Origin of the sequence: Rhodospira trueperi (genome assembly GCF_900101965.1) — a bacterium.
Lineage (GTDB): Bacteria > Pseudomonadota > Alphaproteobacteria > Rhodospirillales > Rhodospirillaceae > Rhodospira > Rhodospira trueperi.
The window spans coordinates 1-22,080 of record NZ_FNAP01000008.1; the positions used below are offsets into that span (position 1 = coordinate 1).

At 67.1% G+C, this 22,080-nt stretch carries 24 protein-coding genes; 15 read left to right on the forward strand and 9 right to left on the reverse strand.

All coding sequences use genetic code 11. From position 1 onward, the window contains the following. Nucleotides 1-367: 367 nt before the first annotated feature. The gene (locus tag BLS85_RS11205; protein ID WP_092786634.1) at nt 368-1,573 is read right to left on the reverse strand and encodes an ABC transporter substrate-binding protein; all 1,206 of its coding nucleotides are present in this window, start codon (nt 1,571-1,573) and stop codon (nt 368-370) included. A 279-nt stretch (nt 1,574-1,852) separates the two neighbouring features. On the opposite strand from BLS85_RS11205, the gene ssb reads away from it, so the two are divergent. The 11 genes from ssb to rlmH all read left to right on the forward strand — a co-directional run bounded on the left by ssb (nt 1,853) and on the right by rlmH (nt 11,778). Continuing rightward, complete coding sequence (ssb, locus tag BLS85_RS11210; RefSeq protein ID WP_092786307.1) at nt 1,853-2,383, forward strand: single-stranded DNA-binding protein; 531 nt, start codon at nt 1,853-1,855, stop codon at nt 2,381-2,383. A 94-nt stretch (nt 2,384-2,477) separates the two neighbouring features. Then, entirely contained in the window at nt 2,478-3,122 is a 645-nt protein-coding gene (locus BLS85_RS11215) for a WHG domain-containing protein (protein WP_092786309.1), read from the forward strand. Next, the gene (locus BLS85_RS11220) at nt 3,115-3,732 is read left to right on the forward strand and encodes a LysE family translocator (RefSeq protein ID WP_092786311.1); all 618 of its coding nucleotides are present in this window, start codon (nt 3,115-3,117) and stop codon (nt 3,730-3,732) included. Before BLS85_RS11215 ends, BLS85_RS11220 begins: the two co-directional genes overlap by 8 nt. A gap of 35 nt (nt 3,733-3,767) precedes the next feature. After that, nucleotides 3,768-4,610, forward strand: coding sequence for a DUF6920 family protein (locus BLS85_RS11225; protein ID WP_092786313.1), 843 nt, complete (start codon nt 3,768-3,770; stop codon nt 4,608-4,610). Nucleotides 4,611-4,772: 162 nt separating this feature from the next. Then, entirely contained in the window at nt 4,773-5,234 is a 462-nt protein-coding gene (locus tag BLS85_RS18725; RefSeq protein ID WP_143027166.1) for a hypothetical protein, read from the forward strand. A gap of 178 nt (nt 5,235-5,412) precedes the next feature. After that, nucleotides 5,413-8,181 (forward strand): DNA gyrase subunit A, encoded by a 2,769-nt coding sequence (gene gyrA, locus BLS85_RS11230; protein ID WP_092786315.1) that lies wholly within the window; start codon nt 5,413-5,415, stop codon nt 8,179-8,181. Nucleotides 8,182-8,209: 28 nt separating this feature from the next. Further along, complete coding sequence (gene coaD, locus BLS85_RS11235) at nt 8,210-8,728, forward strand: pantetheine-phosphate adenylyltransferase (RefSeq protein WP_092786317.1); 519 nt, start codon at nt 8,210-8,212, stop codon at nt 8,726-8,728. Between the two features lie 119 nt (nt 8,729-8,847). Beyond that, a complete protein-coding gene (locus BLS85_RS11240) occupies nt 8,848-9,357 on the forward strand; it encodes a peptidylprolyl isomerase (protein WP_092786319.1) in 510 nt (169 codons plus the stop codon). A gap of 30 nt (nt 9,358-9,387) precedes the next feature. After that, nucleotides 9,388-10,794: a nicotinate-nucleotide adenylyltransferase gene (locus BLS85_RS19720; protein ID WP_092786321.1), complete on the forward strand. Its 1,407-nt coding sequence runs from the start codon at nt 9,388-9,390 to the stop codon at nt 10,792-10,794. A gap of 95 nt (nt 10,795-10,889) precedes the next feature. Then, nucleotides 10,890-11,303, forward strand: a complete 414-nt coding sequence (rsfS, locus tag BLS85_RS11250) for a ribosome silencing factor (RefSeq protein WP_092786323.1) — start codon at nt 10,890-10,892, stop codon at nt 11,301-11,303. A 16-nt stretch (nt 11,304-11,319) separates the two neighbouring features. Continuing rightward, the gene (gene rlmH / locus BLS85_RS11255; RefSeq protein ID WP_092786636.1) at nt 11,320-11,778 is read left to right on the forward strand and encodes a 23S rRNA (pseudouridine(1915)-N(3))-methyltransferase RlmH; all 459 of its coding nucleotides are present in this window, start codon (nt 11,320-11,322) and stop codon (nt 11,776-11,778) included. A gap of 46 nt (nt 11,779-11,824) precedes the next feature. Here rlmH and BLS85_RS11260 read toward each other — a convergent pair whose 3' ends face one another. From BLS85_RS11260 to BLS85_RS11280, 5 genes are all read right to left on the reverse strand, one after another. Beyond that, nucleotides 11,825-12,442 (reverse strand): glutathione peroxidase, encoded by a 618-nt coding sequence (locus BLS85_RS11260; protein ID WP_245699189.1) that lies wholly within the window; start codon nt 12,440-12,442, stop codon nt 11,825-11,827. 101 nt (nt 12,443-12,543) lie between these two features. After that, a complete protein-coding gene (locus BLS85_RS11265) occupies nt 12,544-12,897 on the reverse strand; it encodes a hypothetical protein (RefSeq protein ID WP_092786325.1) in 354 nt (117 codons plus the stop codon). 114 nt (nt 12,898-13,011) lie between these two features. Beyond that, nucleotides 13,012-13,698 carry an N-acetylmuramoyl-L-alanine amidase gene (locus BLS85_RS11270; protein ID WP_092786327.1) on the reverse strand — a complete coding sequence of 229 codons (687 nt, stop codon included), beginning with the start codon at nt 13,696-13,698 and terminating at the stop codon, nt 13,012-13,014. Beyond that, nucleotides 13,695-14,597, reverse strand: a complete 903-nt coding sequence (locus tag BLS85_RS11275; RefSeq protein ID WP_092786329.1) for a DMT family transporter — start codon at nt 14,595-14,597, stop codon at nt 13,695-13,697. Before BLS85_RS11275 ends, BLS85_RS11270 begins: the two co-directional genes overlap by 4 nt. Before the next feature lie 120 nt (nt 14,598-14,717). Further along, complete coding sequence (locus tag BLS85_RS11280; RefSeq protein ID WP_092786331.1) at nt 14,718-15,506, reverse strand: class I SAM-dependent methyltransferase; 789 nt, start codon at nt 15,504-15,506, stop codon at nt 14,718-14,720. 115 nt (nt 15,507-15,621) lie between these two features. Between BLS85_RS11280 and gloB the strand changes: the two genes are divergently transcribed. The 3 genes from gloB (at nt 15,622) to sseA (ending at nt 18,397) form a co-directional block, all read left to right on the forward strand. Further along, nucleotides 15,622-16,392 carry a hydroxyacylglutathione hydrolase gene (gene gloB, locus BLS85_RS11285; RefSeq protein ID WP_092786333.1) on the forward strand — a complete coding sequence of 257 codons (771 nt, stop codon included), beginning with the start codon at nt 15,622-15,624 and terminating at the stop codon, nt 16,390-16,392. Nucleotides 16,393-16,497: 105 nt separating this feature from the next. Then, the gene (locus BLS85_RS11290; RefSeq protein ID WP_092786335.1) at nt 16,498-17,490 is read left to right on the forward strand and encodes a cysteine synthase A; all 993 of its coding nucleotides are present in this window, start codon (nt 16,498-16,500) and stop codon (nt 17,488-17,490) included. 52 nt (nt 17,491-17,542) lie between these two features. Next, nucleotides 17,543-18,397, forward strand: a complete 855-nt coding sequence (sseA, locus tag BLS85_RS11295; protein ID WP_092786337.1) for a 3-mercaptopyruvate sulfurtransferase — start codon at nt 17,543-17,545, stop codon at nt 18,395-18,397. A 24-nt stretch (nt 18,398-18,421) separates the two neighbouring features. Here sseA and BLS85_RS11300 read toward each other — a convergent pair whose 3' ends face one another. Beyond that, nucleotides 18,422-19,246 (reverse strand): class I SAM-dependent methyltransferase, encoded by an 825-nt coding sequence (locus BLS85_RS11300; RefSeq protein WP_143027167.1) that lies wholly within the window; start codon nt 19,244-19,246, stop codon nt 18,422-18,424. Between the two features lie 332 nt (nt 19,247-19,578). Next, on the reverse strand, nt 19,579-19,863 hold the full coding sequence (locus BLS85_RS11305) for a hypothetical protein (RefSeq protein WP_092786341.1): 285 nt from the start codon (nt 19,861-19,863) through the stop codon (nt 19,579-19,581). 509 nt (nt 19,864-20,372) lie between these two features. Here BLS85_RS11305 and metC point away from each other — a divergent pair. Beyond that, the gene (gene metC, locus BLS85_RS11310; protein ID WP_092786343.1) at nt 20,373-21,557 is read left to right on the forward strand and encodes a cystathionine beta-lyase; all 1,185 of its coding nucleotides are present in this window, start codon (nt 20,373-20,375) and stop codon (nt 21,555-21,557) included. On the opposite strand, the gene BLS85_RS11315 is transcribed toward metC, so the two are convergent. Then, the gene (locus BLS85_RS11315; RefSeq protein ID WP_092786345.1) at nt 21,554-22,063 is read right to left on the reverse strand and encodes a GNAT family N-acetyltransferase; all 510 of its coding nucleotides are present in this window, start codon (nt 22,061-22,063) and stop codon (nt 21,554-21,556) included. The two genes, metC and BLS85_RS11315, sit on opposite strands and share 4 nt — an antisense overlap. Between the last annotated feature and the right edge of the window lie 17 nt (nt 22,064-22,080).

Consider the following 22,080-nt stretch of genomic DNA (forward strand, 5'->3'; position numbering starts at 1 on the left):
GTCAGACCATCAACCTCCGAAAGCCAAACCAAAAACGTGTCCCGATCCATACCCGCCTCCCGCGTTCAGCATCCTTTATGATACCAAAAACGGGATCGCATACCTAACGCTAATTGAGCCTTAAATAATTAGAGCGCGTTGGGTGAGTCGGAACGCATGCAACGCGTCCTGGGCCCGTCAATCGTTCTTGGGATTTTGATGCCGAAACCTGAAACGGGCGTCAGTTGTTACGTCTTGGCTTCATGTTTTCAGCCCAGAATCACACGGCCCTCTTCCGCATCCCGGATCATCCGGTGAGCTTCGGAGGGCCGCGCGTCCCGAACCCCGCCGAGAGGTGACCGGGACCGGCCACCTCCGCAGCAAGGGCTTACATGACGTCGGGCTCGAACACCTTGACGGAGACGAACTTGCCGTCCTGGATTTCCCACAGTTCGAAAGTGCCGGCGACGTCGCCGTTGGAATTGAAGTTCTGCGAACCGGCCGCGCCCTCGTAATCAATGTCGGTGCCGGCGGCGATCAGCTCCATGGCCTTGGCGAACTCGCCGGGGTTCACCGTCTCGCCGGGCGGGTTGGCGACATCGCGCAGCGCATCGCGCACGGCCGCCGGATCGGTCGAGTCGGCCGCCAGCGCCGCCAGCGCCAGCAGATAAACGGCGTCATAGGCGGTGTCGTGATAGGGCTTGTCGGACTCGGCGCCGTATTCGGCCGCCCAGGCCTCGGCGAAGTGCTTGCTGCCCTCGCTTTCCAGGGACTTGGCGGTGGTGCCGAAGGTGCCGTTCAGATATTCGGCCCCCAGCGCCTCCACCAGTTCCGGGGCCTTCAGGCCGTCGGTGAAAATGAACTGGCTGAAAGTGCCGCCCTCCAGCGCCTGACGCAGAATGGTCTGGCCACTTTCCGGATAGGCGATCAGCACCAGATGACCGGCGTCGTCCTCGGCGGCGTTCTGCAACTCACCGCGGTAGGAGGACTGGTTCTTTTCGAAGCCGACCGACTGCGTGACCGTGCCGCCCATGGCCTCGAACGCGGCCTGGAAGGAATCGGCCAGTCCCTTACCGTAGTCGTTGTTGACGTACATGATCGCGACGGTGTCGATCTCGCGCTCCTTGGTGACCTGGGCCAGCGCCACGCCCTGTCCGGCGTCGGAGGGCACGGTGCGGAACAGGAAGTCGTTGTCCTCCAGGTCGGTGATGACCGGCGAGGTGGAGGCGCCCGAGATCTGCGGCACGCCGACCACGGCGGAGACGGACTGGGCGATGGGAATGGTCACGCCGGAGGACAGCGCGCCGACCAGACCGCTGACCTGCTCGACCGAGACCAGCTTCTGGGCCGCGTCCACACCGGCCTGCGGGGCGGTCTGGGTGTCGCCGACCACGACCTCAATGCTGCCGCCGGCCGCGTTGATCTCCTTTTCCGCCAGACGGATGCCGTTCAGCGAGGTTTCGCCGTAGGCCTGGAGGTCACCGGTCATCGGCACGATGGCGCCGATCTTCATGTCCTGCGCGTGGGCGGCGGTGCCCAGGGCGACGGCCGTGGCGGTCGCGAGGCCCGCGATCTTCAGGATGCGCGTCGTCATGATGGTCTTCCCCGTGAAGTGGTGATGGTGCGTTTCGTTGTGTCGGCGCCGCGTGCGTTTCGGACGCGCGCCTCGCCCCATATGGTGAGCCCGGGGAGGATAGGAAAGCTTCATGTGTGCGGGCAATGCCGCAATGACGTGTCGCGCGGTGTCATTGGATCTGTTCGCCGGGGGTTCCCCAGAGGCGGGTCGGCGGATAAAGTGCGGATCAAACGCGTCTCGCGCGGCCTTGCCGGGTCCCCCGCGCGCTTTCGTGACAGCCAGACTCCGGAGTTTTCCATGGCAGGCAGCGTCAACAAGGTCATCCTCATCGGCAACCTGGGTCGCGATCCCGAATGCCGCTCGTTCCAAAACGGGGGCAAGGTCGCCAATCTGAACATCGCCACCACCGACACCTGGAAGGACCGCCAGACCGGGGAGAAGCGGGAACGCACGGAGTGGCACCGGGTGGCCGTGTTCGGCCCGCTGGCGGACATCTGCGAGCGCTATCTGCGCAAGGGCTCCAAGGTATACCTTTGCGGGTCGTTGCAGACCCGCAAGTGGCAGGACCAGTCCGGCCAAGACCGCTATTCGACCGAGGTCGTGCTGCAGGGGCCCGGCGCCGAAATGACCATGCTGGATCCGCCGCGCGGTGGCGGCGGAGGCGGCGGCATGAGTAACGGCGGCGGCGGGGGCTACGATGCCGGCCCGCCCGATGGCGGCTATGGCGGGGGCTATGGCGGTGGCGGCGGCGGCTGGGACTCCAGCCCGCCGCCCGGCCCGGGGCGCGGTCCCGGTGGCGGCGATCCGGAGGACGACATTCCGTTCTGAGCCGGCGGCAAGGGGGGCTGTTGAAGGCCGTTGACAGGGAACCGAACCTCATTAAATTAACGGCATTCGGTTTCCTGGAGTCCCTTAGCCCATCATGGCCCGTCCGCGCAAGGATCAGGCGCTCGACATTCGTGCCCGCGCCATCACCGAAACCATTCGCCTGCTGTCCGAAACGGACGCGCGGGATCTTACGCTGGCCCGGGTGGCGGCGGCGGTGGGCTGCCGCCCCCCGGCGCTGTACGGGCACTTCCGCGACAAGAACGACCTGCTCCGCGCCGTCCACGACGCCGGCTTCGCGTGGCTGTACGTCGAAAAGCTGGACGTCTGCGCGGACACGCAAGGCGATGCGCTGGCCCGTCTGCGGGAGGGCGGGCGGGCGTATGTGCGCTTCGCCCTGGAGAACCCGGCCCTGTACCGTCTGATGTTCGATCCGCCGCCGGACAGCGGTTTGGACGTCGGGCCCTTCGACAGCGATAGCGATGCGGCTCTGAAGTCCCTGGGGTTCCTGCGCGCCGGGATCGTGGCCGCGCAACGGGAGGGATGCCTGCCCGGCGCCGATCCGGACGACATCGCGTTCACCCTGTGGTCCGCCGTGCATGGCGCGGTCTCCTTGCTGCTTCAGGGCCGGGCCCCCGCCACCGAGACCGATCCCGTGGTCGCCGCCGAAGCGGTCGTGGATCAGGTCATGGCATTCATTGCCGCCACCCGCGCCACGACTCCCGGAGGCTCCGATGCTTGATCTGCCCGACCTGCTGATGATCGGCGCTCTTCTGGCCGCCGCCCAGGCCACGCCCGGGCCGACCATCGCCACCCTGCTGGCGCGCACCGTGGCGCAAGGCCATGACGGCGCGGCGCCGTTCATTGTCGGATTGATCGTCGCCGACCTCGTGTGGCTGTCGGCCGCCGTGTTCGGGCTTGCCCTGCTGGCCGCGACGGCGCAACCCGTGCTGTTGGTGCTCAAGTACGCGGGCGTGGCTTATCTGGTGTATCTGGCGTGGCGCCTGTGGACCGCGCCGGTCCATGCGGTTGAGGGCGGCGCGCCGGCACGGGACAGCCGCCTCGGTCTGCTGGGGGGCGGCCTGTCGCTGGGCCTCGGCAATGCCAAGACGGGGGCGTTCTATCTGGCCCTGCTGCCCGCCGTGTTGCCGGTGGCGGAGGTGTCCGTCGCCGGGTACCTGGAGATCAGCGCCGTCTTGGTCGTGGTCTATGCCGGGGTGCTGACCGGCTACGTCGCGTTGGCGGCGCGCGCCCGGCGCCTGCTGATGGCCCCCCGGCGCCTGAAGGCCGTGAACAGGCTTGCCGGGGGCGTGATCGCCGGCACGGCCGTCCTTGTCGCCGCCCGGGCCTGAGGCCCGCTTCATCCAGACCATTTCGGAGGAACGCGATGTCCCGTTTTGTCCGGATGATCGGCCTGCTGCTGGCGACGCTTGTGCTGGCCATGGCCGTGGTTGCCGTATGGAGCCATGCCAACATGGAGGCGGCCATCACCGCGTGGCGTGATCGGGTGACCGACATCGCCGCGATCATGCCGTCGTCTCGTCCGGATCCGGGTGCCCTGGCGGCCTTGCCAGACTCGGTGCGGCGGTACATCGCGTTCACGTTCCCCGATGGCCTGCCGGACCCGACAACAACCGTCACCGTGGCGATGGAGGGAGACTTCCGCCGTCCCGGGGTCACGGCCTTCGAGCCCACCACGGCCCATCAGGTCACCGCTGCCGGCACGCCGGCGTTTGTGTTCGATGCCACGACCCCCATTGTCGCGGGGGTCTGGGCGCGGGTGTATGACGCCTTTGTGGATGGGGAGATGGACATGAAGGCGCGCATTCTCTCCACCCTGACGGTGGTCGACTACTCAGGGTCGCCGACGTTGAACCAGATTTCGCTGCGCCGCTGGCTGATCGAGAGTCCGCTGTACCCCATGGCGTTGCTGCCCGGCGGCCCGGTGACCTGGGAGCCCATCGACGACCGCCATGCCCGCGCCGTGGTGTCGTGGGGCGGGATGGAGGCGGACTTGATCGCCACGTTCCGCGACGATGGGGCGCTGGTCGAGTTCCGGACCGAGGAAGATGGCGACCTGTCGACGCCCTACCATGGCTCCGGGGAGGTGGCGACGCGCGATGACTTCCGCATGGTGGAGGGAGTGCGTCTGCCGCACGCCTTCTCCATCGCCCGGGCGGCCAACGGCGAAACGTATCCGTTCTGGGTGGGCCGGGTGACTAATTTTTAACACCTTTCTCCTATAAACTCGCTTGTCCCCCAAGCACACTGAATCGTGTTGCAGAATCATACAAATTATGCGACCTAACGTGCTTGTGTTTGTCGGCTTCGATCATTAGCCCACTAATGTGTTGGGAAATTTTATTATCACTTTTGTCCAATGGAGGCGCCGGTGAATAGCATTTTTCTCAATTTTTCTATCGGTGTTATTGGCTCTTTAATCGCCACAGCCTTGGCGGCGTTAGCGATTGTTTTTTTTAGAAAAACTTTTTCTGCAGAACAATACATACTAAAACAAAAGGGGAAAATTGAAGAAATTCAAATGTACTCTTCCGATATTAATTTATTATATGCTGCGACCTTACGGGATTTAGTCATAATGAATGTTTTGTTTTTTGCCGATTCTGCCCTATGGAATATCGGTGAAGTTCTAATGTTTTCAAGCGATTTGCAGCGCTATGTCATGCTGATCGACAACTTAGGCATGTTTTCAATTCGCCTTACAACAGTCGTCATTCTTATTGTTGGACTCTTCATTAGCGTAGCCGCAATAAACCGAATAAACAGAGTTCTAGCGTACAGAGCATACATAAAAGGCGAAGCCCCCCCGGCGTCGCCGCCGACCTCTTCGTGAAGCGCACCACCCCCACATTGCTCCGACCAGCCGCGTTTGATAAGGTCCTGACCCTTTCCCCTGTCCGCACTGGCGTCCCAACGGCCGCCGGGCGTTGGGGCTTTTCGTGTCACACGCCGCCGAATCGACGGCCGACGGACCGGGGACAGGCCCAGACACCTTCAGGTGATATCCGCCCGTGACAGATCCTTCCGATACGCCTCCGGCCTCCGACATCGCGCCCGTCACCATCGAAGACGAGATGCGGCGCAGCTACCTTGATTACGCCATGAGCGTGATCGTCAGCCGCGCCCTGCCCGACGTGCGCGACGGCCTGAAACCGGTTCACCGGCGCATCCTCTACGCGATGAACGAGAACGGCTACGTCTACAACCGCCCGTTCCGAAAATCAGCGCGCATCGTCGGTGACGTCATGGGTCAGTACCACCCCCATGGCGACAGCGCGATCTACGACGCCATGGTGCGCATGGCGCAGGATTTCTCCATGCGCCTGAAGCTGATCGACGGCCAGGGCAACTTCGGCTCCATGGACGGCGACAAGGCCGCGGCCATGCGATACACCGAGGCCCGCCTGTCGAAGGCCGCGCACGCGCTCTTGGAGGACATCGACAAGGATACGGTCGATTTCCAGCCGAACTACGACGAGAACTCGGTCGAGCCGGTCGTCTTGCCGGCGCGCTTCCCCAACCTGCTGGTCAACGGCGCCGGCGGCATCGCGGTCGGTATGGCCACCAACCTGCCGCCGCACAACCTGGGCGAGGTCATCGACGCCACTCTGGCGCTGATCGACGACCCCGAGCTGTCGGCGGAGGACCTGCTGGAGATCGTCCCGGGCCCCGACTTCCCCACCGGCGCCCTGGTCATGGGCAAGGCGGGCATTCGTGCGGCCTACCTGACCGGACGCGGCAGCATCGTCATGCGCGCCCGCTGTACGATTGAGCCCATGGCGCGCGACCGTGAAGCCATCGTGGTCACCGAGGTGCCCTATCAGGTCAACAAGGCGGCGATGATCGAGCGCATGGCCGAGATGGTGCGCGACAAGAAGCTGGAGGGCATCTCGGACATCCGCGACGAGTCCGACCGGCGTGGCGTGCGCGTGGTGATCGAGGTCAAGCGCGATGCCGTGGCCGACGTGGTCCTGAACCAGCTTTACCGTTTCACGGCGTTGCAGACCAGTTTTGGTGTCAACATGCTGGCCCTGGATCAGGGGCGGCCGCGCATGCTGACCCTGATGGATATCTTGAAGGCGTTCATCGCTTTCCGTGAGGAGGTCATCCGCCGCCGCACCATCCACGAACTCGGCAAGGCCCGCGACCGGGCGCATGTGCTGGTCGGTCTGGCCGTCGCCGTGGTCAACGTGGATCGGGTCGTTGCCATGATCCGGGGCGCGCCCGATCCGCAGACGGCCCGAGAGCGCCTGATGGCCGAGGCTTGGCCGGTGGGTGAGGTGGCGCCAATGATCGCCCTGATCGACGAGCCGGGCCGTGGCGTCGAGGACGGCTGCTATCGCCTGTCCGAGACCCAGGCGCGCGCCATCCTGGACCTGCGCCTGCACCGGCTGACCGGCCTGGAACGCGAGAAGATTCAGGAGGAACTGCGCGAGATCGGCGCCCGCATCGAGGAATACCTCGCCATCCTGGGATCGCGGGAGAAGCTGTTCGCCGTGATGCGCGGCGAGTTGGCGGAGGTGCGCGAGGCCTTCGCGACGCCGCGCCGGACGGAGCTTCAGGACGTCGAGTTCGAGGTCGATGACGAAAGCCTGATCGCCCGCGAGGACATGGTGGTGACCGTCACCAACACGGGCTACATCAAGCGGGTGCCGCTCTCCACCTACCGGGCGCAGCGGCGCGGCGGCAAGGGCCGCGCCGGCATGGCCATGCGCGACGAGGATTTCGTCACGTCGGTCTTCGTGGCCAGCACCCACACGCCGCTGCTGTTCTTTTCGTCGGCCGGCATCGTCTACAAGCTGAAGGTCCACCGCCTGCCCCAAGGCACGCCCCAGGCGCGTGGCAAGGCCATGGTCAACTTGCTGCCGCTGGGCGAGGGGGAGACCATCTCGACCATCATGGACCTGCCGGAGGACGAGGACACCTGGGGCGAGTTGGACGTGATGTTCGCCACGGCGTCCGGGTCGGTGCGGCGCAACAAGCTGTCCGACTTCACCAACATCATGGCCAATGGCAAGATCGCCATGAAGCTGGAGCCGGGCGATTCGCTGATCGCCGTGCGCACCTGTTCGGAGACCGACGACGTTCTGCTGGCGACGCATGCCGGCAAGTGCATCCGGTTCCCCGTGGGCGAGGTGCGGGTCTTCGCCGGCCGGACCTCCACCGGGGTCAGGGGGATCCGGCTGGGCAAGGGGGACCGGGTGATCTCCATGGGGATTCTGCACCATGTCGAGCACGATCCGGCGACCCGCGCCGCCTTCCTGAAGCGGGCCAACCAACTGCGGCGCCGCCCGGACGAAGAGGACGGAGAGGCTGATCGGGCTCCCGATGTCGAGGCGGAGGCCGTGGAGCCAGGGGCACTGTCGGATGACGACTATGAGCGCATGGCCGAGGGCGAGGAGTTCGTTCTCACCGTGACCGAGAACGGATTCGGCAAGCGGACATCATCCTATGAATACCGCATTACCGGCCGGGGCGGGCAGGGGATCATCAATATCGACACGGCGGCTCGGAACGGGAACGTGGTGGCGTCCTTTCCCGTCGCGGCGGACGATCAGATCATGCTGATCACCAACGCCGGAAAGCTGATTCGCATGCCGCTGAACGACGTGCGGATTGCCGGCCGCAAGACCCTGGGCGTGCGGCTGTTTCGCACCGCCGACGACGAGGTCGTGGTCTCCGCCGCCCACCTGCCGGCATCGCTGGCCGACGGGGACAACGACGAGAACGACGGGGATCACGGCGGTGCGGAGGACGGGGATGTCGGGAGCGAACCGTGATCCCGGCGAAGCGGGGGGGTAGGCTGATATGACAGCGCGCAAACACGTCGGCATCTATCCGGGGACGTTCGACCCGGTGACCGTCGGGCATCTGGACATCATCAACCGGGCTACGCGATTGGTGGACCATCTGATCGTGGCGGTTGCGGTGAATGCGGGCAAGGGCCCCATGTTCTCGCTCGATGAGCGGGTCGCCATGGTGCGCGAATCGGTGGCGGAGTTCGGGACCGAAGCCAATGGCTCTGCCCGGATCGAGGTGCGGCCGTTCGAAACCCTGCTCATCAATTTCGCCGTCGAAATGGAGGCGTCCGTGATCATTCGCGGGTTGCGGGCTGTCTCCGACTTCGAATACGAGTTTCAGATGGCCGGTATGAACGCGCGGCTGAATAACTCTGTGGAGACCGTCTTTCTCATGGCCTCCGAACGCTCGCACTTCATCTCGTCGCGATTCGTCAAGGAGATCGGGCGTCTGGGGGGCGATATTGGCGCGTTCGTGACACCGACCGTCCACCAACGTCTGATGACCCGGTTCGGAGAGACACAATGATGGACACTCGAATGACGGATACCCGAGAACCGCGCCGACCCGGGTCCCTGACGCTGTCGCGGCGGGGCCTGTTTGCCGCGGTCGCAGCGCTTATCACCCTCACTGGAAAGGCAAGACCCATGGCCGCCGATACCGGACGGGATCTGGATTCCGAAAACACCCTGTTTATGGACCTGCCCGCCGGCCGGGTCACCATTGCCCTGCGACCCGATCTGGCTCCGAATCATGTGGAGCGCATCAAGACCCTGACCCGACAGGGCTTCTACGATGGCGTGGTGTTTCACAGGGTCATCGAGGATTTCATGGCCCAGACCGGTGATCCCACGGGGACCGGTATGGGGGGATCGGATCTGCCCGACCTGAAGGCGGAATTCTCCGATCCGGGTGAGGCCCAGCATGTGCGCGGCACCTGCTCGATGGCCCGCACCCAGAACCCGAACTCTGCCAACAGCCAGTTCTTCATCTGTCTGGCGGACGTGCCTCATCTGGACGGCCAGTACACGATCTGGGGTCAGGTGACCGACGGCATGGATGCCGTGGACAAGATCAAGACCGGGTCATCGGCCCGCAACGGCAAGGTGGATGATCCGGACAGCATCATCCGGATGTGGGTTGCCGCCGACGGGTGATCGGGCACGATCGGGGACGGGCGATGCCGCATGCCGGCTCATGATACGGGCTACAAGCTGCTGTTCTCCCACCCGGAGATGGTGCGCGATCTGATCACGGGCTTTGTTCCAGGCGATTGGGTGAGGGAGGCGGACTTCTCGACCCTGACGCCGGAGAAGGCCAGCTTCGTCAGCGACGACGAAAAGGAGCGGCACGACGATCTGGTCTGGCGCGTGCGTCTGCGGGATCGGTGGCTCTGGGTTTACCGTCTGCTGGAATTCCAGAGCACGCCGGACCCGTGGATGGCCGTACGCCTGATGGTGTCCGTGGGGTTGTTGGCCCAGGATCTGATCCGGCGCGGCGAGGTGCGGGCGGGCCGTCTTCCGCCGGTTCTCCCCATTGTGCTGTATGACGGTGGTCCCGCGTGGACGCCGCCCATGGACGTGGTGGACTGTTTCGAGGCGCCGCCGCCCCCCCCGGTCTGCATCCCTTCCAACCCCGCCTCAGGTACAGCAGTTCTCATTTTGGCCGCGCGGCTTCCGAAGGGAACGGCTGTGAGCCCCAGGCGCGAATCGGACTCCCTCCCCTGGATAGGGGAGGGCTGGGGTGGGGGTGATATCGGAAACACGCGGGGTTGGAATTGCAAGCGCCGCTGGCGCGAAAAGCCAACGCGCCCCCCTCCCAACGTCCCCCCGACGGGGGGAGGAGAACAGGCCGGCGCCGGCCGCAACGGGTGTTCTCCCCCCATCCTGAGAATTGCCAACCAATCCCCCTTGCCCCGCGCCGTCCGGGCGTGCTTCGATCCTCCTCCCGCGTTTCCTTCCCGACCGTCCCGGATCATGTCGCCTCTGTTTGCTCCGCCCCCCTATGGTGACCGTCGCCGCGTTCGCATCGGCCTGCTGGGCGGATCGTTCAACCCGGCGCACGAGGGCCACCGCCACATCAGCCTGATGGCGTTGCGCCGCCTGCGGCTCGATCAGGTGTGGTGGCTGGTCTCGCCCGGCAACCCGCTGAAGACGGGCCAGCCGATGGCGCCGTCGGCCGAGCGTCTGGCCAGCGCCCGCCGGCAGACCCGCCATCCGCGCATGGTGCCCACCGCCCTGGAGGCGGCGCTCGGCACCCGCTACACCTACGACACCGTTCGCGTCCTGCAACGCCGGTTCCCCCGCGTTCGCTTCGTCTGGCTGATGGGCGCGGACAACCTGATCCAGTTGCCGCGCTGGGAGGCGTGGACCGACCTGATGGCCTCCGTTCCGGTTGCGGTTTTCGACCGGCCGCAGTATTCTGTGGTGACGGTTCGGGCGCGGGCCGCGCGGCGGTTCGCGGCGCATCGCCTTCCCGCTCGGGCCGCGTGCCGGCTGGCGGATGCGCCGCCGCCGGCGTGGGTGTTCCTGCCCATACGGCGGCACGGGGCGTCGGCCACGGCCATCCGGGAAGGGCAGGGGTGGCCCGCGTGAGGGGCGTTCGGCGGCATGGACGCGAGCGGTCGCCGAAGGTCCCGGTTCTGTCAGGAAAGGACCGACCCATCTCGACCGCGAGAGACGATTCGACGATGCCGGACCCCATCGTCGAGACCATCGACACCACTCTGGCCAACCACAAGGCCGAGGACGTGGTCCACATCGACCTGGCGGGCAAGAGCGATTACGCCGACGCCATGGTCATCGCCTCCGGCCAGTCGGCCCGCCACGTCGGCGCCCTGGCAGACCACCTCGTCGAAGCCTTGAAGGCGGAGGGCCTGCGCCCCACCGTCGAGGGCGCGGCCCAGTGCGACTGGGTGCTGATCGATGCCGGCGACGTGGTGGTTCATGTGTTCCGGCCGGAGGTTCGGGCCTTCTACAATCTGGAAAAGATGTGGGGCGCGCCGGTGCCGGCCATGCGGAGGTCCGGCATGACCGGAGCGCCGGAGATGATGGCCGGGGTCATGGCCGTCCGGTCCCCGGTGGCCATGGCGGCCAGCCGGTAAGATCAGGGTGTCGACTCTGAAACTCCTTGTGGTCGCCGTCGGAAAGGCGCGCGGCGGCCCTGAGGCGCGGCTGGTCCAGGACTATGCCGGCCGTCTGCGCTGGCCCCTGGAGGTGCGCGAGGTGGAGGAGCGCCGGCCGCTGCCGTCGGCCGACCGCACGGCGCGGGAGGGGCGGCTTCTGCTCGACGCGGTGCCGGCGGGCGCCCATGTGGTGGCGCTCGACGGGGGCGGGCGAACGCTGTCGAGCGAGGCGTTCGCGGCCCATCTCGGTCGGGTGCGCGACGGCGGCGCGCGCAGCGTCGCCTTTCTCATCGGCGGGGCGGACGGACACGACGCGGCGGTGCTGGAGCGCGCGGACCTGACGCTGTCGCTGGGGGCGATGACGTGGCCGCACATGCTGGTCCGGCCTATGCTGGCGGAGCAGCTTTACCGTGCCCAGTCCATTCTGGACGGCCACCCCTATCACCGGGGATAGGGGCCACCGGGGAGCGGGGGACCGATCCAGGACGGATCGGTCGGACCTATTGGGCGTCGGCGCGTGCGGGCAGAACCCGTTCGATGGCGGCGGTCAGGCGTCTGGCGCCCGGTCCCGTCACCGACGAAAACGACCCCGCGAACGTGCCGTCGGGCGCGATCAGGTACTTGTGGAAGTTCCACTTCGGCCCGCCCAGAAGGCCCGCGCGCTGGCGCGCCCAGCGGTAGAACGGGTGGGCATCGGAGCCCGTCACCTTCGCCTTCGCGGTCATCGGGAACGTGATGTTGAAGTTCAGGGTGCAGAAGTCCTGGATCTCGCTGTTCGATCCCGGCTCCTGCGCGCCGAAGTCATTGGACGGCACGCCCAGAACGACAAGACCCCGGTCGCGGTAGCGCTCCCACAACGCCTGAAGGCCGTCGTACTGCGGCGTGAAGCCGCAGCGTGAGGCGGTGTTGACCACCAGGACCGCCTTGCCGGCGAACTGGTCCAGGGGCAGGGGGCCGCCGTCGATGCGCTCGAATGCGAAGGCGTGGGCGTGGCGCGCGGCCGGTGCCGGTGCGTCTGCACCCGACGCGGTGCCCGCCGCCAGCCCGGCCGCCGTCATCATCACGGCCAGACCGCCACCCGCCCTCAAGGTCCGCTGGATGTGTCCGGGGTTCGCCATCGTTCCGTCTCCGTTCGTCCGTCGTGTGTCACGATCAACCGGCCGGTCGCCGGTGTTGAAACGGAATACGGCATGCGGGCCGTTCTGGATCGCTGGAGGCCTCAATAGGTCCGCGTGCAGCGCACCTCCTCGTCCTTGAGCAGGTCGTTGAGCGCGTTCTGCAGGGTCACCCCCCGGCCGCGCGGATCGTCGGCCATGCAGGTGATGCCGCCGGTGGACAGGCTGGAGCAGTCCACGCCGCGATCCAGGCTGCTGTACGCCCAGACCTGACCGGCCATGCGGCGCAGAACCATATCGAGCCGCATCGGCGGGGCGGTCGGATGGGTGCATTCGAACACCACGCGCGGCGGATTGCCGTCAACGCCGATCTCGCGGATCGGGTCCGGTGTTTGCGCGGCGGCCGGCCCGGCCAGCACAAGGCCGGCAAGGGCGGCGATCAAGGAAACGCGGATCATGGTCGGGGCTCCCTCCTGAATGATGGGGCTTCGGATGGGGATGGGGACGTCAAAGGGCTCAGGCAATGGTGCCGGGGCGTCGGGAGTTCATCTGGCCAGCGGAACACGGCCGAATCATGACGCGGTGCGGACGGCCTGGATACGTCGTGCGGTCGGCGGGTCGATCCGGCCGTCGAACCACGACGGGCGATAGCGGCGCTGGAACGCGACCACGGCCGCGCGCGGATCGGCGGTGTCATATCCGATCGCGGTCAGGGCCGCCAGGGACTCGGCCTCCGGGGGCGGCGGTGCTGTCTCGTCGATGTCGGGCCACAGGCCGACCCCGGCGCGGGCCAGACGCGGCCAGTCGAACATCTCGCCCGGGTCCGTCTTGCGGGTCGGAGCCACGTCGGAATGCCCGAGCACGGCGGCCGGTCCCAGGCCGTGGCGGTCCATGATGGCGCGGCACAGGGTCTCGACGGCGGCCATCTGCTCGTTGGGGAACGGCCGATAGCCGAATTCGTGCCCCGGGTTGACGACCTCCACGCCGACGGAGCGGCCATTCACGTCGCCGCGCCCTTGCCACTGCGACACGCCCGCGTGCCAAGCTCGGCGGTCCTCCGGCACCAGGCGGAAAACGCGGCCGTCCTCCTCAACCAGCCAGTGGGCGCTGACGCCCGCCGACGGGTCGCGCAGGCGGTCCAGGGCCGCCGCGCCCGTCGGCATGCCGGTGTAGTGCAGCACCAACAGTTCGATCCGCTGGCCGGGAGGCCGGGCGTCGTGATTGGGTGAGGGGGCGTCGATGGCGGCGTCAACGGTCATCGTCGCGTGGCTCCGGAATGGTCGATCCGGGTTGAGCGTCGACGGCGCGCGCGGGCCGCTCCCCGGATCTGGATGATGGCGACGCCGGTGATGGTCAGGGCGCCGCCCACGAACTTCTGCCATGTGGCCGGCTCGCCCAGCAGCAGCATGCCGGCGGCCATGCCGATGATCGGCGCCATCAGGCCCCACGGCGTGATGACGCCGAGCGGATGACGCCGCACCAACGTATACCACAGCGAATGGGCGATCAGCGAGGCACCGATGGCGGTATAGACGACACCCACCCAGGCCTGCCACGGCGCTGCCCGCAGGGCCTCCAGGTGGCCGTCCTCCAGCCACCATGACAACAGCCCCAGTTGCGGGATCGCCAGCAGGCACAGCCAGCCGGTGACGGCGATGGCCGGCAGGTCGTGGGTCGATTTGACGATCACGTTGCTGACCGCCCAGAAGAATGCGGCGAACAGCATCATCAGCACGGGGGTCACGGCCGGCAGGTGCGGCTCGCCGGCGATGACGACGATTCCGGAAAAGGCCAGCAGGAGCCCCAGGATCCGTCGCCAGCCGATGGTCTCGCGAAAGATCAGCACCCCGAGTAGAGTGCTGAAGGGCGGGCCGGTCTGGATAATGACCGCTGCCGTCGCCGCGTCCAGGTGCTGAAGCGCCGTGAACAGAACGCCGAAGTGCAGCGTGCCGAAGGTTACCGAGAGGGCGATGACGCCCCGCCACGCGCGACCCCGGGGACGCGGCACGAAGGGCACCACCAGGGCGGCGGCGATGGCGAAGCGGATGGCCGTGAACAGCAGCGGCGGTAGCGACTCGACGCCCAGCTTGGCGGCTACGAAGTTCAGGCCCCACAGGGCCTGGACCAGCAGGGCCAGCAGCATATCGGACAATGGCATCGGGTACGGCCCTGACTGCGGCGGCGGCACGGATCGGTCGCCAACGGGCCGTCAGCATGACCCCGCGCACCCGTCCGCGCAAGCCGGTCGGTGCCCGTGTCATCCGCGACCATGTCCCGCTCAGCGCTGGGGGCGGCGGTGCCTGGTCAGGTCGACCACCCGCCGTTCTGCCGCCACCGCGCCGGGGCGCAGGCCGGGCAGCGCCACGGAGGCGGGGGACAGGCGGGCGCGGCGGGCCTCCCGCGTTAGCGGCAGGGCGTGGATCTGCTTGCTGGCCTCGACCAGCAGCACGCCCGAGACCCCGGGGAACCATCGCGCGCCCATGCGCTCAAGCACCGAGCCGGCCGATTTGACCATCGCCGACCGGGTGGGCGGCGTGAACAGCGCCGTGGTCCGTGCGCCCGGAGCGAACAGATTGGCGCGCAGCAGGGCGTCGAGCTGTCCGCTGGAATAGGGCCGACCGCTGGCGAACGGGCTGCGCTCCAATTGCGCCCACAGGCCGCGCCGGTTCGGTACCACGATGAGCAGCCGGCCGGCATCGGTGAGCACGCGCCAGAGTTCCCGCAGCGCGGCGTTGGTGTGATCGAGCCCCTCCAGCCCATGGACCAGAAGAACGCGGTCGATGGACTGGTCCGGCAGCGGCAGTTCCGTTTCCTCCGCCAGCATGGCGAGGTTGCGTCCGTCGGACGGCCAGCGCATCACGCCCTGGGACGGCGGCATGGCGGCGATCACCCGTTCCGACTCGTCGAGAAAGGGATCGAGGTAGGGGACCGCGTAGCCGAGCCCCAGGATCCGCTCGCCCCGGGTGTTTGGCCACATCTCCCGCACCCGCCGGCTGATCTGGAGGCGGGCGGCCTCCCCTAGGGGACTGTCATAGAAGTCGCGCAGGTCGATGACGTCGGCTCGCATGGCACGGCCCCTCCATGGGTGGCGGCTCGTGGTTCAGGAGTTTATATGGAGAGCATCCCGTTCGTCACCAGGGAACCCCACGCAACACATTGCACGACGCACCGGAGGACCCGCCATGGCCGCCCTGATCATTGATCTGGTTCCCGTTCTGGGCGACAACTACGTGCATCTGGTGCATGAGCCGAACAGCGGTGAGACGGCGGCGGTTGATCCGGCCGTGGCCGGGCCGGTGTTCGATGCGCTGCGGGATCGCGGTTGGCGCCTGACCCACATTCTTGTGACCCATCACCACAACGACCACACGGGCGGCATTTCGGAGATCAAGCGGGCCACCGGCTGCACCGTGATCGGGAACCGCAACGATGCCCGGCGCATTCCGGGGTTGGACGTCGGCGTGGTCGACGGCGACACGGTGCGGCTCGGCGACCAGGAGGCCCGGGTGTTCGAGGTGCCGGGGCACACGGTCGGGCATGTCGCCTATTGGTTCGCGGCCTCGCGGGCCCTGTTCTGCGGCGACACTCTGTTCTCCATCGGTTGCGGTCGCCTGTTCGAGGGCACGCCGCATCAGATGTGGGAGTCGCTTTCGGCGCTGAGGGCACTGCCGCCGGAGACGCGAGTCTACTGCGCCCACGAGTATACGCAATCGAATGTCCGCTTCGCGCTGTCGGTTGATCCGGACAACGCGGCCCTGAGGGACCGGGCCGACGAGGTGGCCCGCCTGCGCGAGGCCGGCCGACCCACGGTGCCGTCCGTCCTGGGCGACGAGGCGGCGGCCAACCCCTTCCTGCGCGCCGACGACCCGGATCTGGCCTTCCGGCTGGGGCTCGCCGGCGCCGATCCGGTGACCGTTCTGGCCGATATCAGGGCGCGCAAGGACCGGTTCTGACGGCAGCGCGGGCGATCCCTGCGCCTTGATCCCGGCCCACCGGGGCGTTACGTCAGGGGAACGGTCGCCAGTTCTGCCCGCGCATTTCCCAAAGGGCTCTGCTCCATGGACATCCGAGACGGCTTTCTGTCCACCATCGGCGAGACGCCTCTGATCCGCCTGTCCTGGCCGTCGACGCGGACGGGCTGCACCATCCTGGGCAAGGCCGAGTTCCTCAATCCGGGCGGATCGGTCAAGGACCGCGCCGCCCTTGCCCTGGTGCGCGATGGCGAGGCGCGGGGCCTGCTCAAGCCCGGCGGCACCATCGTCGAGGGCACGGCCGGGAACACCGGCATCGGTCTGACCCTGGTGGGCAACGCGCTCGGCTACCGGACGGTCATCGTCATGCCGGAGACACAGAGTCAGGAGAAGAAGGACACGCTGCGTCTGTGCGGCGCCGACCTCAGGCTGGTGCCGGCGAAGCCCTACAAGGATCCGGGCCACTACATCCACGTCTCGCGCCGGCTGGCGGAGGAAACCGGGGGCCTCTGGGCCAATCAGTTCGACAATACTGCCAACCGAGACGCGCACCGGCGCTCCACCGGGCCGGAAATCCTCCACCAGACCGGCGGCCGGGTCGATGCCTTCACCTGCGCCGTCGGGACCGGGGGCACCCTGGCCGGGGTGGCGCTGGCCCTGAAGGCGCACGATCCGGCGATTCGGGTGGTGCTGGCCGATCCGCACGGCTCCGGCCTGCACGCCTGGATCACCGAGGGCGCGCCGCGCGCGGAGGGAAGCTCGATCACCGAGGGCATCGGCCAGGGCCGGGTGACCGCCAACCTGGACGGCGCGCCCATCGACGACGCGGTGCGCGTCTCCGATGCCGAGGCGCTGGAGGTGCTGTTCAGCCTGGTTCGGCATGACGGACTGGTGCTGGGCGGCTCATCCGGCGTGAACGTGGCCGCCGCCATGCGGGTGGCCGAGTCCCTGGGGCCCGGGCATACCGTGGTCACAGTGCTGTGTGACGCCGGGGCACGCTATCAGTCGAAGCTCTACAATCCCGCGTTTCTGCGCGACAAGGGCCTGCCCGTCCCGCCGTGGCTGGAGCCCGCCGGCTGAGGTCGCTCGTCCCGTTCCGTCCCGCCCAAGATCAAGATAGAGAGGTTTTCAGATGCCGCCGTTTCCGACCGGAGCCCTCGTCACCACCGACTGGCTGGCCGATCACCGAGACGCTCCGGATGTTCGCGTGGTCGACGCCCGTCACTTCATGCCGAACGATCCACGCGATCCCGCTGAGGAGTATGCCCGCGCCCACATCCCCGGGGCGGTGTTCTTCGATATCGATCACATCGCTGATCCGGAGGCGTCCCTGCCGCACATGATGCCGTTGCCGGAGGTGTTCGCGGCGCGGGTGGGGGACCTGGGGCTCGGCGACGGACACAGGATCGTCGTCTACGATCACGTCGGCGGCGCGTGCGCGGCGGCGCGGGTGTGGTGGATGTTTCGGGTGTTCGGGCATGCCGACGTTTCGGTTCTCGACGGCGGGCTTCCCAAGTGGCTGGCGGAGGGCCGACCCATTGAGGATCGGCCGCGCCCGATCACGCCCCGATCCTTCACGGCCCGGGCGGACCGGCGCCTGATCGTGGATGCGGAGGCGGTGCGGGCCGTCCTGGAGAGCGGTTCCGCGCAGGTCGTGGATGTTCGCGCGGCCGAGCGGTTCCGGGGCGAGCAGCCGGAGCCGCGTCCGGTGGCCAACCTGGGGCACATGCCGGGGGCCCTTAGCGCGCCGTTCGGGGACCTGCAGCAGGGGCCGCATAACGAAATGGCGCCGCCGGAAGCGATCCGGGCGCATTTCACGGCGGCCGGCGTTGACCTGTCCCGTCCGGTGATCACGTCTTGTGGCTCCGGCGTGACGGCGTGCTACTCGGCCCTGGCCCTGCACCTGATCGGGCACGAGTCGGTGGCCGTGTATGACGGCTCGTGGGCCGAATGGGGCGACAGGACGGATCTGCCGGTGGTGACATAGCCTCGCGCGGTTCCGGAGTCATGGTCAGCCGTTGCGCGACTCCTCGAACGTCATCGTCAGGGGATCGACCCGGCGCAGGTCGCCGGGGGAGCGGCGGCGCGTGCGGCGCACCGTGCGCCAGTCCCGATAGCCGCTGACCACGCCGCGCGGCAGCACATCGAACACCCGCCGCTTGAGCGGCGGGACGGTTCTCTCCTGTTCGGCCTGCGGGCCGACGGCGGCGGGCGATCCGGCGGCGGCATCCCAGGCGGTGGTGTATTTGCTTTGGGTCGGGATCTCCCGCAGGTGGCCGTCGGGGTCATCCTTGCGCGCCACACAGAGGATGCGCGTTTCTCCCGACGCCCGGAAAAAACTGGGCCGGCCGCTTTCAGCGGGGTCTCTGACCTGCCACCAGTGGGTCTGCCCGGCCGCTGCTAGGTAGAGGCCAAGCACGCGGAAGCCGTTCGGCGGGGAAAATGTCCGGAAATACAGTTCGGGTGAGAACTGGAAGAACCCGGCCCCGATCTGATTGTTGCCGGGACCGCAGGCCATGAAAACGCCGTTCGGGCGCAGCAGTTTCATGACGTTGTCCAGGGCCACAGGGATGTTGAAAACGTGCTCCAGGGTCCCCCCGTCAATCACGACAGAGAAGCGTTCGCAGAGGTCGGTCGGGAGCGGCTCGTTCAGCGAATGCACGATGTCCGCTCCCTCATAGGGGCTCGCATCCAGGGTGTGCACGGCCTCTGCCCCGAGCAGTTCAAGAAACGGGTCTGCCCAGGACGAGGCAAGGGCGCGGGCACGCACCCCGGGGTCCGCGTTCGGCGCCAGTCTGTCCAGAAGGGCGGCCAGTTCGTAAGGACGGATGCTCATGCGCAACCGGCCCAGACAAAGCGGCCGCGACAGGTCGGCTCCGGCCCGGCTTGCTTGCAGGAGGAGGACCGCCATTTCGTAAGGGATACCCATCGCAGAATCCTGACGCTGACGATTTAGGGGCGCGGGCCACGCCTATTCCGGACCAGGAGCCACGTCAAGCGGGGACGATACCGGCCAGCTACAGCAGGAGCCCCGCTTACCGGCCGTCGAACCCAACAGGGGTCCCAAAAAAAGACGACCGCCCCGGTTCCAAATTCCGGGGCGGTCGTCTGGTCCTTGGGCGCCTGGGCGGTGGGCGCAGTGAGGGAGGTTACGGGGTCACCGACGGCTCAACCGGCGGCGAGGTGCCCCTCGTCCTCGAGTTCCATCTTCAGGCCGAACCGGCCGGTGCGCACGCGCGAACCATCGGGCAAGCGCCAGACGGTCGGGGCACCGCCGCCGGAACTGGTGCTGGTCGGGGTTTCGGCCTGGCCGCCGAAGCCCAAAGCGATCTCATCGGCCATCACGGCGATGGTTTCGGGCGCCACCGAATCACGCCAACGGCCGCCGTATCGGCTTTCCATCGTCAGCGTGAACAGGTTGAAGGCGTGATAGGACGTCGGTGTCTGGTTCATCGTTTTCAAGCTCCACCCTTGGGTTTTCTATCCAAGGACGTTTGACCTCAGTTGAAGCCGCCGTTTCGGCACGTGCCCCCTCTGAGTAACCCCCAGGCTCATGGCTTCTTGCTTTGTTGCAATGCAATATTAGGTCGCCGCGAAGCAGTTGTCCAGGATAATGTGATGGTTCAAACGATATATACCAGATGGTGCGCATAAGCTGCGGTGTCGCGGAAGTAGTGCCGAGGGCTTCCGGTGACCCGGATGCCCGTCAACCCTATGGAAATTCCGGATTCGTTACGGATTCGCCGAGGTCGGCCGAACGATCAGTTGGCATTACACATCGGAAGGTATATGACCAAAGTAAATCATTCCAAAGATGTGTGATATATCGAAAGGATCATGAGGGCGTGCGCCTTTTGTGTGCGCTGCGTCAAAAGGGCGCGCCGCGTCGCTTGCGTCCGAAGGGTCGATCCCGGATGGTGAGCGGCCACCAATCACCTCTGACGCGGAGTCGAGACCCTTCCATGACAGACACGTCTTACCGCACGCAGACCCGGATCGTCCATGCCGGATACGACCCGACGTCCCATCACGGCGCCGTCAATCCGCCCGTGTATCACGCCTCGACCATCGCCTTTCCGACCGTGGCGGATCTGAAGGCCGGACAGGCGCGCCGCCTGGACGGGGTCTATTACGGCCGCTACGGCACGCCCACGACCCAGGCCCTGGACGCTGCCGTGGCCGATCTGGAGGGCGGGCGCTGGTGTGTCTCGGTCGGCTCAGGCATGGCCGCCGTCTCGTGCGCCCTGATGGCCTTGCTCAAGGCCGGCGACCACCTGCTGATGGTGGATTCGGTCTACTGGCCGACCCGCAGTCTCTGTGACACGCTGCTCCGTGATATGGGCGTCAGAACGACCTATTACGACCCCCAAATCGGCGATGACATAGCGGATCTGATCGAACCGCAAACCCGTGTCGTCTTCACGGAATCGCCGGGGTCGCTGACGTTCGAGATGCAGGATATCCCGGCCATCACGGCCGCCGCGCACACAGCGGGGGCGCTGGTGGTGCTGGACAACACCTGGGCGTCGCCGCTGTTGTTCCGGCCGTTCGATCACGGCGTCGATCTTTCGGTGCAGGCGGCCACCAAGTACATCGTCGGCCACTCCGACGCCATGCTGGGCACCATCACCATGACCGACCGGGCGTTGTTCGAGCGGGTCAAGGCCATGGCCGGTCAGATCGGCCACGCGGTCGGCGCGGACGAGGCGTATCTGGGCCTGCGCGGACTGCGCACCCTGGGGGCGCGCCTGCGCCAGCACGAGGCGCATGCGCTGACCGTGGCCCGCTGGCTCCAGGACCGATCGGAGGTGGCCCGGGTGCTGCATCCGGCCCTGCCCGAGGATCCGGGCCATGCCCTGTGGAAACGCGACTTCTCCGGGGCCAGCGGCCTGTTCGGCGTGCTGCTGAAGCCCGGGCCGACGCCCGAGGCCATGGCCGCGATGCTGGACGGCCTGCGCCTGTTCCACATGGGCTTCAGTTGGGGCGGCTATGAAAGCCTGATCCTGGACACCACGGCCTCCATCACCCGCACCGTCAGCCCGTGGACCCACGACGGCCCGTCGCTGCGCCTGCACATCGGCCTGGAGGACCCGACCGACCTGATCGCCGACCTGGAAGCCGGGTTCGGGAGGATGGGAGGGCGTTAAAGCCGCATTTTCATGCCGATGTGGCTGGCCTCGAAGCCCAGGCGTTCATAGAAGCGCCGGGCGTCCTCGCGGGTGCGGTCGCTGGTCAGTTGGAGCATGCCGCAGCCCGACGACCGCGCCAACGCGATGACGTGGGTCATCAGGGCGGCGCCGATGCCCTGTCCGCGCATGTCGCTGCGCACATGCACGCTTTCCACCTCGGCCCGGGGCGCGCCGCGACGGCTGAGGTAGGGAATAACGATGAACTGACAGAAGGCCACCACGGCGCTGCGGTGTTCGGCCACGATCAGGCGGTTGTCCGGCGCCGCCGCGATGGTGTCGAACGCCGCCCCATAGTCCGGGTGCAGCGGCAGGTCCGCGTTTTCCCGGGCGCGGCCCAGCCGGTCGTCGGCCAACAGCGCCACCAGATACGGCAGGTCGGCGCGGCGGGCCTCGCGGAACAGCAGCGTGGTGAGGATGTGGTCCTTGTGCGCGGTGAGGTGCGGCGGTGGGGTCGGCTGGTCCATGGTCGGTCTCACGGGCG

Bases quoted from the DNA above. Each gene is read 5' to 3' on its own strand.
- BLS85_RS11240 (WP_092786319.1), top strand. From the start codon at position 8,848: ATGGCCGCCGATACCGGACGGGATCTGGATTCCGAAAACACCCTGTTT.
- BLS85_RS11215 (WP_092786309.1), top strand. From the start codon at position 2,478: ATGGCCCGTCCGCGCAAGGATCAGGCGCTCGACATTCGTGCCCGCGCC.
- gloB (WP_092786333.1), top strand. From the start codon at position 15,622: ATGGCCGCCCTGATCATTGATCTGGTTCCCGTTCTGGGCGACAACTAC.
- BLS85_RS11305 (WP_092786341.1), bottom strand. From the start codon at position 19,863: ATGAACCAGACACCGACGTCCTATCACGCCTTCAACCTGTTCACGCTG.
- BLS85_RS11205 (WP_092786634.1), bottom strand. From the start codon at position 1,573: ATGACGACGCGCATCCTGAAGATCGCGGGCCTCGCGACCGCCACGGCC.
- metC (WP_092786343.1), top strand. From the start codon at position 20,373: ATGACAGACACGTCTTACCGCACGCAGACCCGGATCGTCCATGCCGGA.
- BLS85_RS11265 (WP_092786325.1), bottom strand. From the start codon at position 12,897: ATGATCCGCGTTTCCTTGATCGCCGCCCTTGCCGGCCTTGTGCTGGCC.
- BLS85_RS19720 (WP_092786321.1), top strand. From the start codon at position 9,388: ATGCCGGCTCATGATACGGGCTACAAGCTGCTGTTCTCCCACCCGGAG.
- BLS85_RS11270 (WP_092786327.1), bottom strand. From the start codon at position 13,698: ATGACCGTTGACGCCGCCATCGACGCCCCCTCACCCAATCACGACGCC.
- BLS85_RS11290 (WP_092786335.1), top strand. From the start codon at position 16,498: ATGGACATCCGAGACGGCTTTCTGTCCACCATCGGCGAGACGCCTCTG.
- BLS85_RS11275 (WP_092786329.1), bottom strand. From the start codon at position 14,597: ATGCCATTGTCCGATATGCTGCTGGCCCTGCTGGTCCAGGCCCTGTGG.
- BLS85_RS11300 (WP_143027167.1), bottom strand. From the start codon at position 19,246: ATGAGCATCCGTCCTTACGAACTGGCCGCCCTTCTGGACAGACTGGCG.
- BLS85_RS11280 (WP_092786331.1), bottom strand. From the start codon at position 15,506: ATGCGAGCCGACGTCATCGACCTGCGCGACTTCTATGACAGTCCCCTA.
- rsfS (WP_092786323.1), top strand. From the start codon at position 10,890: ATGCCGGACCCCATCGTCGAGACCATCGACACCACTCTGGCCAACCAC.
- sseA (WP_092786337.1), top strand. From the start codon at position 17,543: ATGCCGCCGTTTCCGACCGGAGCCCTCGTCACCACCGACTGGCTGGCC.
- BLS85_RS11225 (WP_092786313.1), top strand. From the start codon at position 3,768: ATGTCCCGTTTTGTCCGGATGATCGGCCTGCTGCTGGCGACGCTTGTG.
- coaD (WP_092786317.1), top strand. From the start codon at position 8,210: ATGACAGCGCGCAAACACGTCGGCATCTATCCGGGGACGTTCGACCCG.
- BLS85_RS11260 (WP_245699189.1), bottom strand. From the start codon at position 12,442: ATGGCGAACCCCGGACACATCCAGCGGACCTTGAGGGCGGGTGGCGGT.
- ssb (WP_092786307.1), top strand. From the start codon at position 1,853: ATGGCAGGCAGCGTCAACAAGGTCATCCTCATCGGCAACCTGGGTCGC.
- BLS85_RS11315 (WP_092786345.1), bottom strand. From the start codon at position 22,063: ATGGACCAGCCGACCCCACCGCCGCACCTCACCGCGCACAAGGACCAC.
- BLS85_RS11220 (WP_092786311.1), top strand. From the start codon at position 3,115: ATGCTTGATCTGCCCGACCTGCTGATGATCGGCGCTCTTCTGGCCGCC.